The organism is Sulfitobacter sp. F26169L, assembly GCF_026410285.1.
Classification (GTDB): domain Bacteria; phylum Pseudomonadota; class Alphaproteobacteria; order Rhodobacterales; family Rhodobacteraceae; genus Sulfitobacter.
Genome location: NZ_JAPMLP010000001.1, coordinates 636,930 through 652,560 on the forward strand (window position 1 = coordinate 636,930; position 15,631 = coordinate 652,560).

Consider the following 15,631-nt stretch of genomic DNA (forward strand, 5'->3'; position numbering starts at 1 on the left):
ACGGGGAAAGACATGGCGCTATTGCCCCTCAAGCGTGACGGGCATCCGTATTTCTTCTGCGGGCGGCGCAAAGTCGATCCCGATTTCAGGGCCGACATACGCAAAACCCACAAGCCCGATAAATCCGAGAATCGCAAGGATAAACAGAAGCTTGAAGAGTTTTCCTAACATTTTTACCTGCCTGATTTGCCATTATTTTTCCAAACTATATATGGCCTTTTCGGTAAGATCACGTCATTCAGGAACAAATGCATGAAAATGATCCCTCCACGGCTGACATCCGCCGACCGAACCCCGACTACCGACTGAAAAAGACGGTGGCGTTGGTGGGTATGATGGGAGCTGGCAAGACGGCGGTGGGCCGTGCGGTCTCGGCAAAGCTGGGTGTGCCGTTTCTGGACAGTGATGCCGAAATAGAAACCGCCGCGAATCTTTCCGTGCCCGAGATATTCCAGCGCGATGGTGAGGAATTCTTTCGCAAGCGCGAGACGGAAGTGATCCGCCGCCTGCTGGAAACACAGACCGGTATTCTGTCCACAGGGGGTGGTGCGTTTCTGGCGCAGATCAATCGCGATAATATCAGCGAGAAGGGCGTCGCAGTCTGGCTTGATGCGGATCTGGAGCTGTTGTGGAGCCGTGTGCGCCACAAAGACACGCGTCCCTTGCTGCGCACAGCCGACCCGCGCGCCACATTGGGCGAAATCTTTGCCGCGCGTACACCGATTTACAAACTGTCCGAATTGCGGGTGAAATGCGCCGCAGAATTGTCGATTGATGCCATGGCGGGGCGGGTGATCGAAACATTGCTGACGCGGCCCGATGTTCTGGAGCATAGAAAATGAATGAACGCGTTCATGTCCCCCTGCCAAACCGTGCCTATGACGTAGAAATCGGGCCGGGATTGCTGACGCAGGCGGGGGCGTTTGTGGCCCCCTTGCTGAGCCGTCCCCGTGTGGCGGTGATCACTGATGAAAACGTCGCCGCGCTGCACCTTGAGGCGCTGCGCAGCGGGCTTAGTGCGCAAGGCATCACGATGGAATCGCTATTGCTGCCTGCGGGTGAGGCAACAAAATGCTGGTCGCAGTTGCAGCACAGTGTTGAATGGCTGCTGGACCAGCAGGTCGAGCGCGGCGATGTCGTGGTCGCCTTTGGTGGTGGTGTGATCGGTGATCTGGTGGGCTTTGCAGCGGCGGTGCTGCGGCGGGGCGTACGGTTTGTTCAAATCCCCACATCTCTGCTGGCGCAGGTCGACAGCTCTGTCGGGGGCAAGACGGGGATCAACACCCATCACGGCAAGAACCTTGTCGGTGCATTTCACCAACCCGCGCTGGTGCTGGCAGATACAGCAGTGTTGGGAACGCTGGAGCCGCGCGATTTTCTTGCCGGTTACGGAGAGGTGGTGAAATACGGCCTTCTGGGCGATGCCGCATTTTTTGACTGGCTTGAAACCATGGGCCCGGCGCTGGCGGATGGCGATGGCCCTGCACGGGTAGAAGCGGTGCGCCGTTCGGTACAGATGAAAGCCGACATTGTTGTGCGCGACGAGACAGAGCAGGGCGAGCGCGCGCTGCTGAACCTTGGCCATACCTTCGGTCACGCACTGGAGGCCGCCACGGGGTATTCCGACCGGCTGCTGCACGGCGAGGGCGTGGCGATCGGTTGTGCGCTGGCGTTTGAATTATCCGCCCGGATGGGGCTTTGCGCGCAGGAAGCGCCCAGCCGTGTGCGCGCGCATTTACGAGCGATGGGCATGAAAGTCGACCTGTCCGATATCGAAGGCGATTTACCCGATGCAGACAGTTTGCTGGCGCTGATGGGGCAGGACAAAAAGGTCGTCGAAGGCCAGCTTCGCTTTATCCTCGCGCGGGATATTGGCGATGCGTTTGTGACAGGGGATGTCGCCAAAGCAGATGTTCTGGCCGTACTGAATGATGCACTGGCGCAGCGCCGCTAGGATCAATCGGGCGGTGGATTCAGGTCGACATTCCAGCGTTTGCAGAACCATGCGAAAAATGGTGCTTCGATTACCGAGGTGCAGATCAGTGTAAACGCCCACCATGGTACATCGAAAAACACTAGTGAGAAGCGGACGCCGCTGCCGTAATAAACAGCACCTACTGCCAACATCAGGGCGCAGGTAATGGCAAGATCCAAGCGCAAAATGCTCACAAGGGTCTTATTGGCCATACGGGGGTACAGGCCCATATAGGCGGTGGCCGTAACGGCCCCCGCCACCAGTAAAACCGTAAGTTCAGGTGTCACGGCAGTTCTTCAGAACGGGATTTCGTCGTCCAGATCACGCGCGCCGCCGCCCTGATTGCCACCGCCGGATTGTCCACCGCCAAAGCCGCCGCCCTGATCGTACCCGCCGCCGCCTTGGTCATAGCCACCGCCGCCCTGATCATAACCGCCGCCGCCACCGCCGCTGCCGCCACCGTCGCGACCGTCCAGCATCGTCAGCGTGCCGTTGAAGCCCTGCAACACGACTTCTGTTGAATACCGGTCGGCACCGGACTGGTCCTGCCATTTGCGTGTCTGCAGCTGGCCCTCGATGTATACTTTGGACCCTTTTTTCAAATACTGTTCGGCGATGCGCACCAGACCTTCGTTGAAAATGGCAACCGAGTGCCATTCGGTCTTTTCGCGCCGCTCGCCGGTGTTTTTGTCTTTCCAGTTTTCGGATGTCGCGATGCGCAGGTTGCACACCTTGCCGCCATTCTGGAAGCTGCGAACTTCGGGATCACGTCCAAGATTGCCGATAAGAATGACTTTGTTTACTGAACCGGCCATGCCGCTCTCCTTGTGGGGTCTGTTTCACTCTGCATTGATACCAGCCGAATCCCGCTGGACCATTCCGGCGTCTTTATAACGGCATCACAGGGCAGGGCCACTTGCTTTCTCATCGGGTGCATCAGGGTCTGGTCACGGGCGTGACGTTTGGTATAGTGCACGACAACCACGGTCTTGAGGACGCAAAGCACCATGCGCATAGCAGTAGTAGCAATGATTGCAGGAACAATGTGCCTTGGAGCGCCCGCGTCCGCTGATGTCTTTTCTTCAAAGAACCGCAGCAAACTTTTCACCTCGCAGAAAAAACTGCTCGATAGCCGCGCATCAAAACAATATCATAGTTCCGCGCGTCTCCAGCCGCCCAAGGTTGTAACCCCGACAAAGTGGGACGATGGCAGCGGTTCGGTCAAGAAATACCGAGGTCGCTACAAGGGGCCGTTTCTGCAAATGGCCCGCGCGGCAGCGGATAAGCACGGGATTCCGCAGGATCTTTTCCTGCGTCTTGTCCATCAGGAAAGCCGCTGGAATCCCAAGGCGGTCAGCCACGCAGGGGCGATCGGGTTGGCACAGCTTATGCCGGGAACCGCGCGGCTGTTGCGTGTCGATCCAACAGTTCCCGCGCAAAACCTTGAAGGTGGCGCGCGTTACCTGAAACAACAGTATCAGGAGTTCGGCACTTGGCATCTGGCCCTTGCGGCCTATAACGCTGGTCCGGGCGCGGTGAAGAAATACGGCGGCATCCCGCCTTTCCGTGAGACGAAAAACTACGTTCGCATCATCGCAGGCAGCTGATTCCGCGAAAAAGCGATTCTTTACCTTCGAGTGACCCTACGTCATGAAAATGGTAAATGTGGCAGCGCATTTGCGCCATTTCCCTTATAAATAGCATTGTGGGCTGACCTGATGAAGACCGGTCACTGCTCCGGCCCAATTGGCAGCTTTCTTTTGCCCAATTCTGGCCCCAATGCCCCGCGATACAGTCGGTAGTAACGAGTTAACACGAGAGTTAGTCACATGAGCCAGGACATCTTCAACCAGCGCATCGCACGTATCAACAATCGTTCGGGCTTTGGGAAAGTGGAAATGGCAACAGGTGAGGGCACCCAAACGCCGATGTTCAGCTCTCCGGTTTTACCTGGTGAAACCCCCACGGCGCGCCGCAACATCAAACCGATGTTGATGGGCGCCGTGCTGGGAATGATTTTCGGCACAATCGCGGCGGGCCTTGAAAATCCGGCAATGCCATGGGGTCCGGGATTTGAATATAACGATATGATCACCATGCCGACACTTCTGGCGTTGTGCGCTGGTCCGGTGATGGCAATCGCGGGAAGCGTTTTGCGCAACCGCTTCCCGTCTTTCTTCTTCTTCGCAGCAGCTTACTTCCCCTGTGTGATCACCATGGCGCTGCTTGATCTGCCCCTGTTCTGAACCACAGACAAACCCAAACAGATGAGGGCGATCCGCTTGCCGGACCGCCTTTTCTTTATTCTGCCGCGACGTCCCCCAGTTCGATAACAGGCTCCATGCCATCAAACTCCTGCTGGCTGAGGTGGCATTTGACCTGATGATTTCCTTGCAAGGTCCGCACGGGCGGCATCTCTGTCTCGCACAGATTGCCGGGCACTTTTGCCTTCCAGCGGCAGCGCGTCTGAAACGGGCATCCCGGCGGCGGGTTCATCGCTGAAGGAATGTCACCTTCCAGCACGATGTGCTTTTTCTTTACCCGCGTATCGGCAATCGGTACAGCCGATAACAGCGCCTCCGTATAGGGGTGGTAGGGCGGGCTGAACACCTGATCGGTGGTTCCCAGCTCGACCACATGGCCCAGATACATCACCATCACACGGTCGCTGAGATAGCGCACGATGCTTAGATCATGGGAAATAAACAGCAGCGTGGTTTTCTGCTCGCGCTGGATTTCCATCAACAGGTCGGTCACCGCAGCCTGAACAGATACATCAAGCGCCGAAACCGGCTCGTCCGCCACAACAATGCGCGCATCCCCCGCAAAGGCGCGCGCAATGCCCACACGCTGCTTTTGCCCGCCCGACAACTGGCGCGGCATCCGCGTGGCAAATTCACGGGGCAATTTTACCAGATCCAGCAATTCCAGCATCCGCTGCCAACGCTCTTTTTCGTTTCTGCCGATTTTGAAGATTTCCAGTGCGCGCACAATCTGCCGCCCCACCGTCATGGAGGGATTCAACGTATCAAACGGATTCTGGAAAACCATCTGAATATCGGCCACGTTTTGGGTCGACCGTTCTTCGATCGGCACATCCCCGATACTCTCACCGTCCAGCGTGATTGTACCGTCCGTGGCGGTTTCAAGCCCCATCAGCACCTTGGCAAATGTTGATTTACCACAGCCGCTCTCTCCCACAATCGCCAGCGTCTCGCTTTCCCGGGCTTCGAACGTCAGGGTTTCATTGGCTTTTACCACTTTAGTATTGCCGCCGCCAAACATCGCGTTGGCCGCCACCTGATAGTATTTTTTCAGGTTGTCCATCTTCAGGACAACCTCGCCGATATCGCCTTTCTTCTTCACATCCGCCAGTTCCAGCGGTGCTTTCCAGTCGATTTCCTGAAACTTGACACAGCGCGTTGCGTGGCGTTCGTTTCCGGGGACGTCCTGCATATAGATATGCCCCTGATCACATCGCCCAGCCTCGAAATAATCACATCGTGGGCCAAAATTGCAGCCTTTGGGCCGCTCGTGGGGCAGGGGGAAATTACCGGGGATCGCGATCAGCGGGCGCGCGTTCTTGTCCGCCCCGGGCAACGGGATAGAACGGAACAGCGCCTGCGTGTAAGGGTGCTGCATTTCGTCAAACACGTCCTCGATGCTGCCGCGCTCGACCGCCTCACCGGAGTACATCACACAAATCCGGTCACAGGTTTCCAGAACCAGACCCAGATTATGCGAGATAAACAACATCGATGTGCCGTATTTCTTGCCCAGATCCTTCACCAGTTCCACAACAGCCGCCTCAACAGTCACATCAAGTGCGGTTGTCGGCTCGTCCAGTATCAACAACGACGGCTCGCTCATCAACGCCATCGCAATGACGATCCGCTGTTGTTGTCCGCCCGACAACTGGTGCGGATAGGCCTGCAAAATGCGCTTGGGGTCGGGCAGCTTCACGTCCGTCACCACCTGCAAAGCACGGGCATAGGCCTCCTTCTCCGACATCCCCGCGTGTATCATCGGCACTTCGGCCAGTTGCTTGCCGATCTTCATCGCAGGGTTCAGCGATGCCATCGGCTCCTGATAGATCATCGCAATCTCAGAGCCCCGAATCTTGCGCAACTCGGTATCGCTCATCTCGCCCAGATCCTGTCCCTTGAATTTGATCGAGCCGCCCACAATACGCCCGTTCTTGCCCAAATCCTGCATGACACCCAGTGCAACCGTAGATTTCCCGCAGCCCGATTCCCCGACCAGCCCCACAGCTTCCCCCGGTTTCACCGAAACCGAAAAATCCATAACAGCCGGAATTTCGCGTAACCGCGTAAAGAATGAAATCGACAAGTTGTCGACTTCCAGAATGGGCCCTTCATACGTTGTCTTCGTCATCGTCTGTCTCCTCAGGTGGAGGGCCGCAAAACAGGGCAGACCTATTTCTTTTGGCCATAAATATCCCGGGGGTCCGGGGGCAGCGCCCCCGAAACAGCCCCGACTACAGCTTAGTCCCGCAGGCTTTCTTCGCGCAAACCATCCGCCAGCAGGTTCAATCCCAGCACAAGCGTCAGAAGTGACACAGCAGGCGCAATGGCGGCATGGGGATAAATTGACAGCAACCGGCGTCCGGCATTGATCGTGGTGCCCCAGTCAGGGCTTTCGGATGCCAGCCCCAAACCGAAGAAACCCAGCGTTCCCAGAAGGATCGTGGTGTACCCGATGCGCAGACAGAAATCGACAATCAGCGGACCGCGCGCGTTAGGCAGAATTTCCCACAACATGATATACCACGGCCCCTCGCCACGGGTCTGGGCGGCGGCCACATAGTCACGGGTTTTGATATCGAGCGCGAGGCCGCGCACAATTCTGAACACCGTGGGCGCGTTTACAAACACCACCGATACAAAAACAACCAGCAGGTTGGGGTCGATATCAAACCCGTCCAGCATCGCGGGCAAACCGGGTATGGCATATGTCGGTGTCGCCACTATGGCGCCATCCGTACTGACAAGGCTCAGATACAGCCACGCACCAACGCCCAACACCACAATCAACAACGGTGTGCGGAAACTGGGCTGGGTATAAAATCGCGCATTCAGCAGGATGGCCAGAAATACCAGTGGAAAGACAAACAAAACCAATGCCATGTAATTCGGAATACCCGTCTGAACGATCTCCGGCGTGACCAGCAGATAGAACAGCAGGATCACCGGAAACGCGAGGATCAGATTGGCCAGAAAGCTCAGGATTGTGTCCAAACGGCCGCCGTAATAACCCGCAGGCAATCCAAGGGTGATACCGACCATAAAGGCAAACAAGGTGGCAAACGGCGCAATTTTGACAACCACCCAAGCCCCGTCGAACAAGCGGCTGAATACATCACGGGCCAGATTGTCTCCGCCCAGCAGAAACCACTGGAAATCTCCCGCTTCGGCGCCGCGAAGCGGAGTGCCGGGGGATTTGTTTTTCATGCCGGAATACTGGCTCAGGGTGTCGTGGGTGGTAATCATGTCCAGAACTCCGCCAAAAAAGCCGGCGTAAACCCAAAACATCACAAGCCCGAAACCGATCATGCCGACAGTGCTGTCAAACAGCTTGCCATAAAGGCCCAGCTTGCGTTTGAAAGTGATCGACAAGGCGTAGGTTACGATCAAGGCGATCCAGACCGGCAGCAACTGCTGCGCCATGCCCCCGATGATGCCTGCATCCGTCCCCATAAAGATGCCCGCGACAGCGTACAGCAGTGCAATCGCAAGCGTCACAATCAGCGCGTAATGCACGATCATCCCGATGAAGCCTGACAATCCCCTGTCGGCAGCCATTGATCCATCAGCATATACCGCACGCCCGTCGTCAGAGGGCGCAAAGCTGACCAGAATTTGTGCCACGATCGCGATCACCAGAACGGCAACGGCAAGAGCGAGGAATAGATTGAGCGGCGAAAGCGCGCCGGTCCACGTGAGATGTTCCATTATCCTGCCCTCCTTTATGAAATGCGAATGCGCGGGTTAAGAAAGACGTAGCCGATATCGGAAATAAGCTGCGTCAGCAGCACCACCACAACCGATACAACCGACACAGCCAGCAAAAGCTCGATGTCGTTATTGCCAGCGGCCTGCACCAGCACCCAGCCAAAGCCTTTGTAGTTGAACAGCGTCTCGACAATCACGACCCCGTTCAACAGCCACGGAATCTGCAACATGATCACCGTGAACGGTGCAATCAGCGCGTTGCGCAGCGCGTGTTTGAACACGATGTTGCCAAAACTCACCCCTTTCAGGCGGGCGGTGCGGATATATTGGGCCGTCATAACTTCGGTCATCGAAGCACGTGTCATCCGTGCGATATATCCCATCCCGTAGAGCGATATGGTCAGTACAGGCAGAAAGAAGTTTTCAAAATTCGCGCTCTCCATCGCAGAGGTCGCCGACCCCTTGAACCATTTCAACCCGAACGCGGAGGATGCAAATACCGCGATAAAGATAACACCGGATACGTATTCCGGTGTCGCGGTGCTGACGATTGAGACTGTCGAAAGGGAGCGGTCAAGCTTTGACCCTTCCTTCATTCCCGCCAGTACACCAACCGCAAGCGCCATCGGAACCATCAGCACCAGCACCCAAAACATTAACTTGCCCGTCAGGGCCAATCGCGTGGCGACAATGGCGCCGACATCATCCTTGAAAACGGTCGATTTACCCCAATCGCCCTGCAAGACCCCACAGAACCTGCGGCGTTCGTCCACTGGTGTTTCTTCGTTATAACAACGCGCCAGTACAGTGCCGTCGTCCTTTTGCGTCACCCAACCGGGGGCAACCCCCAACCACTGCGCAAATTTTATCGGCAGGGGCTCAAGATAGCCGCGATCGTCCAGATACGAGGTCACGGCCTCGTCGCTCATGCGGAAGTTTCCTTGGGTTTTGGCAAGCTTTTCGAGGTTCGGATAAAGGTTCGTCAGCCAGAAGACGATGAACGTCAGGCAGAGTGCCGTCAGCAACATCACACCCAGACGTCTGAGGATGAATAGTCCCATGTATGTTAGCCCCTGTCGTTGGCTTCAAACGGGTTTGTCCCGCCTATATGATTTATGGACTTGCGCCCAAGATATGGGAGAAGGCCGCAGCAAAGGCTGCGGATATGCACGCAATGCGAGTGTCGCGTGTTTAATCTCTCCCCGCGATCTGTTGGCCAGATCTATTATATAAAGCGGCCCGCTCGGTGTGTGGCAAACCGTCTAGCGCTATCAGGCACGAACTACCCTCGCGCGTCAATGTCACTGGATCACAATTTTTTGCATAAAACGACGCTGATTGTCGCGATCAGGCAAGGCAGCAGCGCGCGCTAATGGGTGCGGCTGTAGGAATTCACGCTCGCAGTGCCAAGATGTCCCCGCAGGGGCGGCGCTGCTGCTGCGCGCAACTGACTGGGTGAGCGGCCAGCGTGCTGTTGCATAAAACGGGTGAAATACGCTGCACTGCCAAAGCCCAGATGCTGGGCGATGTTGCGCGCGGGGTGGGTTGTGCTTTCCAGCAGGGTGCGCGCAGCATGGACAACCCGTTCCGTTAGAAGGTCGGCCGCGGTTTTACCGGTTGCGGCCTTGACTGCGCGTGTAAGGTGGGTGGGAGTCACACCCAGTTGTGATGCGTAAAACGCCATCGACGCGCCTGTTGTATAATGCTGCGGGATCATCTGCGCAAAGCGGTGGGACAAACGCTCTCCAGCGCTGCGCTTGACGGGAATATGTTCTTCCAGCGTAATCTGGCGGCGCAGCCAGACCGACATCAGCGCGACATGCGCTTCCAGTGCGTCCTGAGCTAGGGGGCGCGACTGCGATTGCTCGCGCGCAGCGGCTTCAATCAGAGACGAAAGCTCCGCCTGAACCTGCACATCACGCACCCGCAAGTGGCGTGGCAGGTCGGGCAGGCGCAGGGGGGTGCCAACAGGTGCAATCACCGCCTGACCCAAACTTTGCGGTCCCGGATCAAGGGCAAACAAGGCTCCCGCAGGCACAAACACCGCGTTATGCGTGCCAATGCCGCGGCGTTGCCCGTCAAGCATGATGCGTCCCTGACCGCGGGTGAACCAGAATAACATGTGATAGGGCCTGTCGTGCGCCAGACCCAACCGCCACGAGCTGTTCCCGCCAAGTTGCGCAAGTGTCTGAACTCTCAGGTTTGTATCACTCATCTGTTCAGGCGACTCCGGTTCCGGTAGGATGAGCGTGCCACAACCTTAGCGCGATTGAAATTAAAGGAAAACACCAAAGTTTGCCGCAGGGGCGCAGTATTCCGCTTACGTTTTATCCCTTTTATTGCGGCAGGGAAATCTTTTGCCAGTCACCCATCTTGCTGCGTATCCATGTGCGCTGACGTTTCGCGTATTGGCGCGTCGCGATGATAGCGGCCTCACGCGCCTGATCGAGTGTTAGCGCGCCGCGCAGATAGGCAATCAACTCCGGAACCCCGATTGCCTTGTGTGCAGGCAGGGCAGGGTTGTAGTGCGGCGCGACGGCGCGCACCTCGTCCAGCGCATCTTGTGCCAACATCTGATCGAACCGTTGCGCAATCCGCTGGCTTAGCCAGTCACGATCCACATCCAGTGCAATCGCGCTGCATTTATGCAGGGGCAGCAGCGGCGGGGGCGTGTCGGCCTGCCATTCTGCCAGCCCACGACCTGTGGCCTGCAACACTTCCCAGGCGCGCTGAACCCGTGCGCGATTGGCCAGATCAATGCTGCCGGCAGTGGCGGGATCAAGAGCCGCGACCAGTGTATCAAGGGGCAGTGAATCAGCGCGGCTACGCATCTCTGGCGGCGTTTGGGGAATTTCTGCCAGCCCTTCTGTCAGCGCTTTGAAATACAGTCCCGTACCGCCCACAATCACCGGGCGCTGCCCCTGTGCGATCACCTGTTCGACTTCCCGCAGCCAATGCCCCGTAGAATAGGGCGCATCCTGTGACACATGCCCGTAGAGGCGGTGCGGCACCTGCGCCTCCTCCTGTGGTGAGGGGCGCGCCGAGATAACGCGCCAGCAGTCATACACCTGACTTGCGTCCGCATTCACAATCACACCGCCCCGCGATGCGATCTCCAATGCAAGTGCCGATTTACCCGATGCTGTCGGCCCCGCGATCAACACGGGGCGGTCCGGGGGAGTGGCGGCAACCAAGGCCGCAGCGCCATGGTGTAACATTTCTTTGCCTCCCGCTCCTGCGTTGCATTGAATTCCGACGCTATTTGCGACATTTTACGCCGAAGCGAAACCCTCGCGTCCTAATACCCTCGAAAGGTCCCCGTGATATGTCAGATATGCCTCAAGTTTCGTTCAAACGGGTGATGCTCAAAATCTCCGGCGAGGCCCTGATGGGCGATCAGGGGTTTGGCCTGAACCCGCCCACGGTTGAACGCATCGCGAAGGAAGTGAAATCGGTCCACGATCTGGGGGTAGAGATCTGTATGGTAATCGGGGGCGGCAACATCTTTCGCGGCTTGCAAGGCAGCGCGCAGGGGATGGAACGTACGACCGCCGATTATATGGGGATGCTGGCCACGGTGATGAACGCGCTTGCCATGCAAAGCGCGCTTGAGGCTGAGGGCATCCACACCCGTGTCATTTCAGCCATTACCATGAACGAGGTCGCAGAGCCCTACATCCGCCGCCGCGCCGTACGCCACCTTGAGAAAAAGCGCGTCTGTATATTTGCAGCAGGCACCGGCAACCCGTATTTCACCACAGATACCGCAGCGACCCTGCGCGCCAATGAGATGTCGTGCGAAGCGATCTTCAAGGGAACCAAGGTGGACGGCGTCTATGACAAAGATCCGGAAAAATACCCCGATGCCAAACGCTACGATACAGTTTCCTATGATGATGTGTTGGCAAAGCGGTTGGGCGTTATGGATGCATCGGCCATCGCGCTTGCGCGCGACAACAACCTTCCAATCATCGTCTTTTCGCTGGACGAACCTGGCGGTTTCAAGGGCATCCTCGCGGGAGAGGGCACCTACACCCGTGTGCAAGGTTAACTCAATCTCGGGTAGGCAAACGATATTTCCGCGATCCGCACAGAAAATGCGCTGCATTTGATACAGATGGGCGGGGAATGGCCCCGATGACCTCGGGCGGAGGAAAGCGTTCTGGTGTTTTCAGGGATGCCGGATTAAAATATCAAGAAACGCCGGAATTCCGGTAGAAGAACAAAAGGATACCGCATGTCAGAAGATTTCATGCTTGATACCGACGATCTGGAGCGACGGATGGCGGGGGCGATTTCGGCCTTGCGCACCGAGTTTGGCTCTTTGCGTACGGGTCGCGGATCGGCCTCCATGTTGGAGCCTGTGCAAGTCGATGCATACGGGCAGATGACGCCGATCAATCAGGTCGGCACGGTGAACGTGCCCGAGCCGCGGATGGTGACGATCAATGTCTGGGACAAGGCGCTGGTCGGTAAGGTTGAAAAAGCTATTCGCGAAAGCGGTCTGGGCATCAATCCGCAGCTGAACGGTACAATCATCATGCTGCCGATCCCTGAATTGAACGAAGAACGTCGCACCCAGCTAAGTAAGGTTGCAGGCAACTACGCCGAAAACGCGCGGGTGAGTATTCGCAACATCCGCCGTGACGGTATGGACCAGATTAAGAAAGCCAAAGCGGACGGCATGTCGGAAGATGACCAGAAATTCTGGGAGGACGAAGTGCAAAAGCTTACCAATAAGATGATCAAGGCGATTGATGACCAGCTGGAGACGAAACAGTCGGAAATCATGCAGGTTTGACTGAGGTCCCCGACATCGTTGACGTGAGGGTGTTGCCCTTATCCGCACAGTGTCCCGTGTTGACTGGATTTTGCCACAAATTCGACGGATCGCCGTTCTATCGCAGGGCAACCGACCCGAACAGCAGGCCTGACACGATGCAGAAGAAACTATGATCAAACGCGCGAAACCCAAAGCGGAACCGCTACCAGAGGCCGCACCGGGCGGGCCACGCCATGTGGCGATCATTATGGATGGCAATGGGCGTTGGGCCACGCAACGGGGGCGGCCCCGCCTGTTTGGTCATCACGCCGGTGCCAAACGTGTCCGCGAAGTAGTTGAGGCCTGCCCCGAAGTGGGGGTCGAATACCTCACTATTTTCGCATTCTCGACCGAAAATTGGAAGCGGACGCAGGTAGAGGTTGCGGGCCTGATGAGCCTGTTCCGCCGCTATATCACCAAAGAAACCCGCAGCCTGAGCGAATTCGGTGTGCGGGTGCGGTTTATTGGAGATCGTGTCCGGCTGGATGACAAACTGATCAAATTGATGAACGAGCTGGAAGAGGCGACTGCGCATAACACCCGTGTCCATCTAACAATTGCATTGAACTACGGGGGCCGTGACGAAGTGGCGCGCGCCACGAAACGGCTGGCACAAGATGTGGCGGACGGGCGGCTTGATCCTGAGAATGTGGATGAAGAAACCCTTCCAAAGTATTTGGATACCTGCGTTCTTCCCGATCCCGACCTTGTTATCCGAACCAGCGGCGAGGCGCGGATTTCGAACTTTTTGCTGTGGCAATCCGCCTATGCGGAATATGAATTTATTGATACGCTCTGGCCTGATTTCACCCGCGAGGAGTTTGCCGCACTCTGTGCGTCATATGGCGGGCGCGACAGGCGGTTTGGCGGGGTCAAAACCTGAGGTGAACAATGAACGGCACTGAGAAATGGACTGATCTGACGGCCCGACTGGGGTCGGCAGCGGCAATGGTGCTTATCGGCGCATTCGGTATCTGGATGGGTGGCCTTGTGTTTCACGTACTGGTTGCCTTGATTTGCGGGATGATGGTTTGGGAACTGGTCGGCATTCTGCGACCCGATTCAACGAAACTTCCACTGTTGTTGGGGGGCGCGACCGGTGCGGCGGTGTTGCTGTCGGTTTATTTGCCTGTCGGCTTTGCGCTGCCGGTGCTGCTCGCACCTGCGCTGATCGGCTTTGGCCAGATCGAGCGGAACCGCACTATATATATGGTCTTCACCGTGATGATCCTGTTGTCGGGTTTTGGTATGATCCAGGTGCGTGACGATATGGGCTTTGGCTGGATGCTGTGGCTGGTGCTGGTTGTGATCGTCACCGATGTGGTCGGGTATTTCGCGGGCCGTGCGTTTGGCGGGCCGAAATTCTGGCCAGCAGTCAGCCCCAAAAAGACCTGGTCAGGCACCGCCGCAGGGTGGGGCGGTGCGGCTGTTGTGGGGTTGCTGTTTTCCATCAACACCGGTGTCGGGCTGCAACTTATCGGCATTTCCGTCGCGATATCAATGGCCTCTCAGATGGGTGATATCGCGGAATCTGCGATGAAGCGGAAGATGGGCGTCAAAGACAGTTCTGACCTTATTCCTGGCCATGGCGGTTTGATGGACCGGTTTGACGGCATGTTGGGTGCCTCTGTCTTTTTGCTGATCATTGGTCAGTCTATCGGGTTCCCCCCCGGATTGGCGTAGCCAATGCGCAAGGTCAGTATTTTCGGCGCGACAGGGTCAATCGGGCAGAACACCATCGATCTGATCCGGCGCGCGCCGGGTAGTTATCAAGTGGTTGCCCTGACAGGTGCCAGCAATATCAAGCAATTGGCGGCGGATGCGATAGCGTTGAAAGCGCAGATTGCAATCACCGCGGATGAAGCCCGTCTGTCAGATTTGCAAGCCGCCCTGAGCGGTACAGGTGTCGAAGCCGCAGCGGGTGCCAAAGCGGTGGAGGAAGCCGCCCATCGTCCTGCCGACTGGATCATGTCTGCGATTGTCGGCGCTGCCGGTCTGGCACCGGGGATGGCGGCTCTGCAACAGGGCACAACACTGGCCCTTGCAAACAAGGAATCGCTGGTCTGCGCCGGCAAACTCTTGCTGGAAACGGGCAGGGCGCATAACGCTGTGATCCTGCCAGTCGATAGCGAACATTCAGCAGTTTTTCAGGCGCTTGTCGGCGAGCCGATGGAGGCGGTTGAACGGATCATCATCACCGCATCGGGTGGTGCATTTCGCGACTGGCCGATTGCCGATCTGGCAGAAGCAACGCTGGATCAGGCATCAAGCCATCCGAACTGGGACATGGGCCAGAGGATTACAATCGACAGTGCATCGATGTTCAATAAAGCCATGGAAGTCATTGAAACGCGTGAGTTCTTTGGCGTTGACCCTGCCATGATAGAGGTTTTGATCCATCCGCAAAGCATGATCCATGCGCTGGTCGGGTTTAACGATGGTGCATTGATGGCCCATGTGGGGCCTGCCGATATGCGACATGCAATCGGCTACGCACTGCATCACCCCGCGCGCCGCCATCTGCCGGTTGAGCGGTTGGACCTTGCCACAATTGGCACATTCGAATTTCGTGCCCCTGATGATGTGCGCTGGCCTGCGCTTCGCATCGCGCGCGAGGTCATGGCGCGCGGTGGTTTGGCGGGGGCCGTTTTCAACGCGGCAAAGGAAACCGCACTGGACGGATTTATCGCCGGACACCTTAAATTCACACAAATGTCGGATGTTGTTGCACAGACACTTGAGGTGATGGATTCACATGGTGGTCATATTGATGCCACCATGACCCTTGATAACGTGCTGGAAACAGACCATCTGGCACGCAAGGCCGCAAACGCGGCTATCAAAAAAAGAGCAGGGTAGAGC

At 57.0% G+C, this 15,631-nt stretch carries 17 protein-coding genes; 9 read left to right on the plus strand and 8 right to left on the minus strand.

Features of this window, described 5'->3' with window-relative positions; genetic code table 11:
* Positions 1 to 18 precede the first annotated feature (18 nt).
* Complete coding sequence (locus OS189_RS03010) at positions 19 to 171, minus strand: hypothetical protein (protein ID WP_267165790.1); 153 nt, start codon at positions 169 to 171, stop codon at positions 19 to 21.
* Between the two features lie 77 nt (positions 172 to 248).
* On the opposite strand from OS189_RS03010, the gene OS189_RS03015 reads away from it, so the two are divergent.
* Together OS189_RS03015 and aroB are read left to right on the plus strand one after the other, a co-directional pair.
* A complete protein-coding gene (locus OS189_RS03015; protein ID WP_267165791.1) occupies positions 249 to 842 on the plus strand; it encodes a shikimate kinase in 594 nt (197 codons plus the stop codon).
* Complete coding sequence (aroB, locus tag OS189_RS03020; protein ID WP_267165792.1) at positions 839 to 1,954, plus strand: 3-dehydroquinate synthase; 1,116 nt, start codon at positions 839 to 841, stop codon at positions 1,952 to 1,954. Before OS189_RS03015 ends, aroB begins: the two co-directional genes overlap by 4 nt.
* Before the next feature lie 2 nt (positions 1,955 to 1,956).
* Here aroB and OS189_RS03025 read toward each other — a convergent pair whose 3' ends face one another.
* Together OS189_RS03025 and OS189_RS03030 are read right to left on the minus strand one after the other, a co-directional pair.
* The gene (locus tag OS189_RS03025; protein WP_267165793.1) at positions 1,957 to 2,262 is read right to left on the minus strand and encodes a hypothetical protein; all 306 of its coding nucleotides are present in this window, start codon (positions 2,260 to 2,262) and stop codon (positions 1,957 to 1,959) included.
* 9 nt (positions 2,263 to 2,271) lie between these two features.
* The gene (locus OS189_RS03030; RefSeq protein WP_267165794.1) at positions 2,272 to 2,790 is read right to left on the minus strand and encodes a single-stranded DNA-binding protein; all 519 of its coding nucleotides are present in this window, start codon (positions 2,788 to 2,790) and stop codon (positions 2,272 to 2,274) included.
* A 192-nt stretch (positions 2,791 to 2,982) separates the two neighbouring features.
* On the opposite strand from OS189_RS03030, the gene OS189_RS03035 reads away from it, so the two are divergent.
* A complete protein-coding gene (locus tag OS189_RS03035) occupies positions 2,983 to 3,582 on the plus strand; it encodes a lytic transglycosylase domain-containing protein (protein ID WP_267165795.1) in 600 nt (199 codons plus the stop codon).
* A gap of 222 nt (positions 3,583 to 3,804) precedes the next feature.
* A complete protein-coding gene (locus tag OS189_RS03040) occupies positions 3,805 to 4,221 on the plus strand; it encodes a hypothetical protein (RefSeq protein ID WP_267165796.1) in 417 nt (138 codons plus the stop codon).
* Positions 4,222 to 4,276: 55 nt separating this feature from the next.
* Here OS189_RS03040 and OS189_RS03045 read toward each other — a convergent pair whose 3' ends face one another.
* The 5 genes from OS189_RS03045 to miaA all read right to left on the minus strand — a co-directional run bounded on the left by OS189_RS03045 (position 4,277) and on the right by miaA (position 11,165).
* Entirely contained in the window at positions 4,277 to 6,370 is a 2,094-nt protein-coding gene (locus tag OS189_RS03045) for a dipeptide ABC transporter ATP-binding protein (protein ID WP_267165797.1), read from the minus strand.
* A 110-nt stretch (positions 6,371 to 6,480) separates the two neighbouring features.
* Positions 6,481 to 7,947, minus strand: coding sequence for an ABC transporter permease (locus OS189_RS03050; RefSeq protein ID WP_267165798.1), 1,467 nt, complete (start codon positions 7,945 to 7,947; stop codon positions 6,481 to 6,483).
* A 14-nt stretch (positions 7,948 to 7,961) separates the two neighbouring features.
* Positions 7,962 to 9,008, minus strand: coding sequence for an ABC transporter permease (locus OS189_RS03055; protein ID WP_267165799.1), 1,047 nt, complete (start codon positions 9,006 to 9,008; stop codon positions 7,962 to 7,964).
* 308 nt (positions 9,009 to 9,316) lie between these two features.
* Complete coding sequence (locus OS189_RS03060) at positions 9,317 to 10,162, minus strand: helix-turn-helix domain-containing protein (RefSeq protein ID WP_267165800.1); 846 nt, start codon at positions 10,160 to 10,162, stop codon at positions 9,317 to 9,319.
* A gap of 121 nt (positions 10,163 to 10,283) precedes the next feature.
* Positions 10,284 to 11,165 (minus strand): tRNA (adenosine(37)-N6)-dimethylallyltransferase MiaA, encoded by an 882-nt coding sequence (gene miaA / locus OS189_RS03065; RefSeq protein ID WP_267165801.1) that lies wholly within the window; start codon positions 11,163 to 11,165, stop codon positions 10,284 to 10,286.
* A 107-nt stretch (positions 11,166 to 11,272) separates the two neighbouring features.
* Here miaA and pyrH point away from each other — a divergent pair, with 107 nt between their 5' ends.
* The 5 genes from pyrH (at position 11,273) to dxr (ending at position 15,628) form a co-directional block, all read left to right on the plus strand.
* The gene (gene pyrH, locus OS189_RS03070) at positions 11,273 to 11,998 is read left to right on the plus strand and encodes a UMP kinase (protein ID WP_267165802.1); all 726 of its coding nucleotides are present in this window, start codon (positions 11,273 to 11,275) and stop codon (positions 11,996 to 11,998) included.
* Positions 11,999 to 12,184: 186 nt separating this feature from the next.
* The gene (gene frr, locus OS189_RS03075) at positions 12,185 to 12,748 is read left to right on the plus strand and encodes a ribosome recycling factor (protein ID WP_267165803.1); all 564 of its coding nucleotides are present in this window, start codon (positions 12,185 to 12,187) and stop codon (positions 12,746 to 12,748) included.
* Between the two features lie 151 nt (positions 12,749 to 12,899).
* Positions 12,900 to 13,652, plus strand: coding sequence for a polyprenyl diphosphate synthase (gene uppS, locus OS189_RS03080; RefSeq protein WP_267165804.1), 753 nt, complete (start codon positions 12,900 to 12,902; stop codon positions 13,650 to 13,652).
* A gap of 8 nt (positions 13,653 to 13,660) precedes the next feature.
* A complete protein-coding gene (locus OS189_RS03085; protein WP_267165805.1) occupies positions 13,661 to 14,452 on the plus strand; it encodes a phosphatidate cytidylyltransferase in 792 nt (263 codons plus the stop codon).
* 3 nt (positions 14,453 to 14,455) lie between these two features.
* Entirely contained in the window at positions 14,456 to 15,628 is a 1,173-nt protein-coding gene (gene dxr, locus OS189_RS03090) for a 1-deoxy-D-xylulose-5-phosphate reductoisomerase (protein WP_267165806.1), read from the plus strand.
* Positions 15,629 to 15,631: the final 3 nt, after the last annotated feature.

What these genes read in the sequence shown, in the direction of transcription:
- OS189_RS03010 (WP_267165790.1), bottom strand. Translation starts at nt 171, where the DNA reads ATGTTAGGAAAACTCTTCAAGCTTCTGTTTATCCTTGCGATTCTCGGA.
- OS189_RS03015 (WP_267165791.1), top strand. Translation starts at nt 249, where the DNA reads ATGCATGAAAATGATCCCTCCACGGCTGACATCCGCCGACCGAACCCC.
- aroB (WP_267165792.1), top strand. Translation starts at nt 839, where the DNA reads ATGAATGAACGCGTTCATGTCCCCCTGCCAAACCGTGCCTATGACGTA.
- OS189_RS03030 (WP_267165794.1), bottom strand. Translation starts at nt 2,790, where the DNA reads ATGGCCGGTTCAGTAAACAAAGTCATTCTTATCGGCAATCTTGGACGT.
- OS189_RS03035 (WP_267165795.1), top strand. Translation starts at nt 2,983, where the DNA reads ATGCGCATAGCAGTAGTAGCAATGATTGCAGGAACAATGTGCCTTGGA.
- OS189_RS03040 (WP_267165796.1), top strand. Translation starts at nt 3,805, where the DNA reads ATGAGCCAGGACATCTTCAACCAGCGCATCGCACGTATCAACAATCGT.
- OS189_RS03045 (WP_267165797.1), bottom strand. Translation starts at nt 6,370, where the DNA reads ATGACGAAGACAACGTATGAAGGGCCCATTCTGGAAGTCGACAACTTG.
- OS189_RS03050 (WP_267165798.1), bottom strand. Translation starts at nt 7,947, where the DNA reads ATGGAACATCTCACGTGGACCGGCGCGCTTTCGCCGCTCAATCTATTC.
- OS189_RS03055 (WP_267165799.1), bottom strand. Translation starts at nt 9,008, where the DNA reads ATGGGACTATTCATCCTCAGACGTCTGGGTGTGATGTTGCTGACGGCA.
- OS189_RS03060 (WP_267165800.1), bottom strand. Translation starts at nt 10,162, where the DNA reads ATGAGTGATACAAACCTGAGAGTTCAGACACTTGCGCAACTTGGCGGG.
- miaA (WP_267165801.1), bottom strand. Translation starts at nt 11,165, where the DNA reads ATGTTACACCATGGCGCTGCGGCCTTGGTTGCCGCCACTCCCCCGGAC.
- pyrH (WP_267165802.1), top strand. Translation starts at nt 11,273, where the DNA reads ATGTCAGATATGCCTCAAGTTTCGTTCAAACGGGTGATGCTCAAAATC.
- frr (WP_267165803.1), top strand. Translation starts at nt 12,185, where the DNA reads ATGTCAGAAGATTTCATGCTTGATACCGACGATCTGGAGCGACGGATG.
- uppS (WP_267165804.1), top strand. Translation starts at nt 12,900, where the DNA reads ATGATCAAACGCGCGAAACCCAAAGCGGAACCGCTACCAGAGGCCGCA.
- OS189_RS03085 (WP_267165805.1), top strand. Translation starts at nt 13,661, where the DNA reads ATGAACGGCACTGAGAAATGGACTGATCTGACGGCCCGACTGGGGTCG.
- dxr (WP_267165806.1), top strand. Translation starts at nt 14,456, where the DNA reads ATGCGCAAGGTCAGTATTTTCGGCGCGACAGGGTCAATCGGGCAGAAC.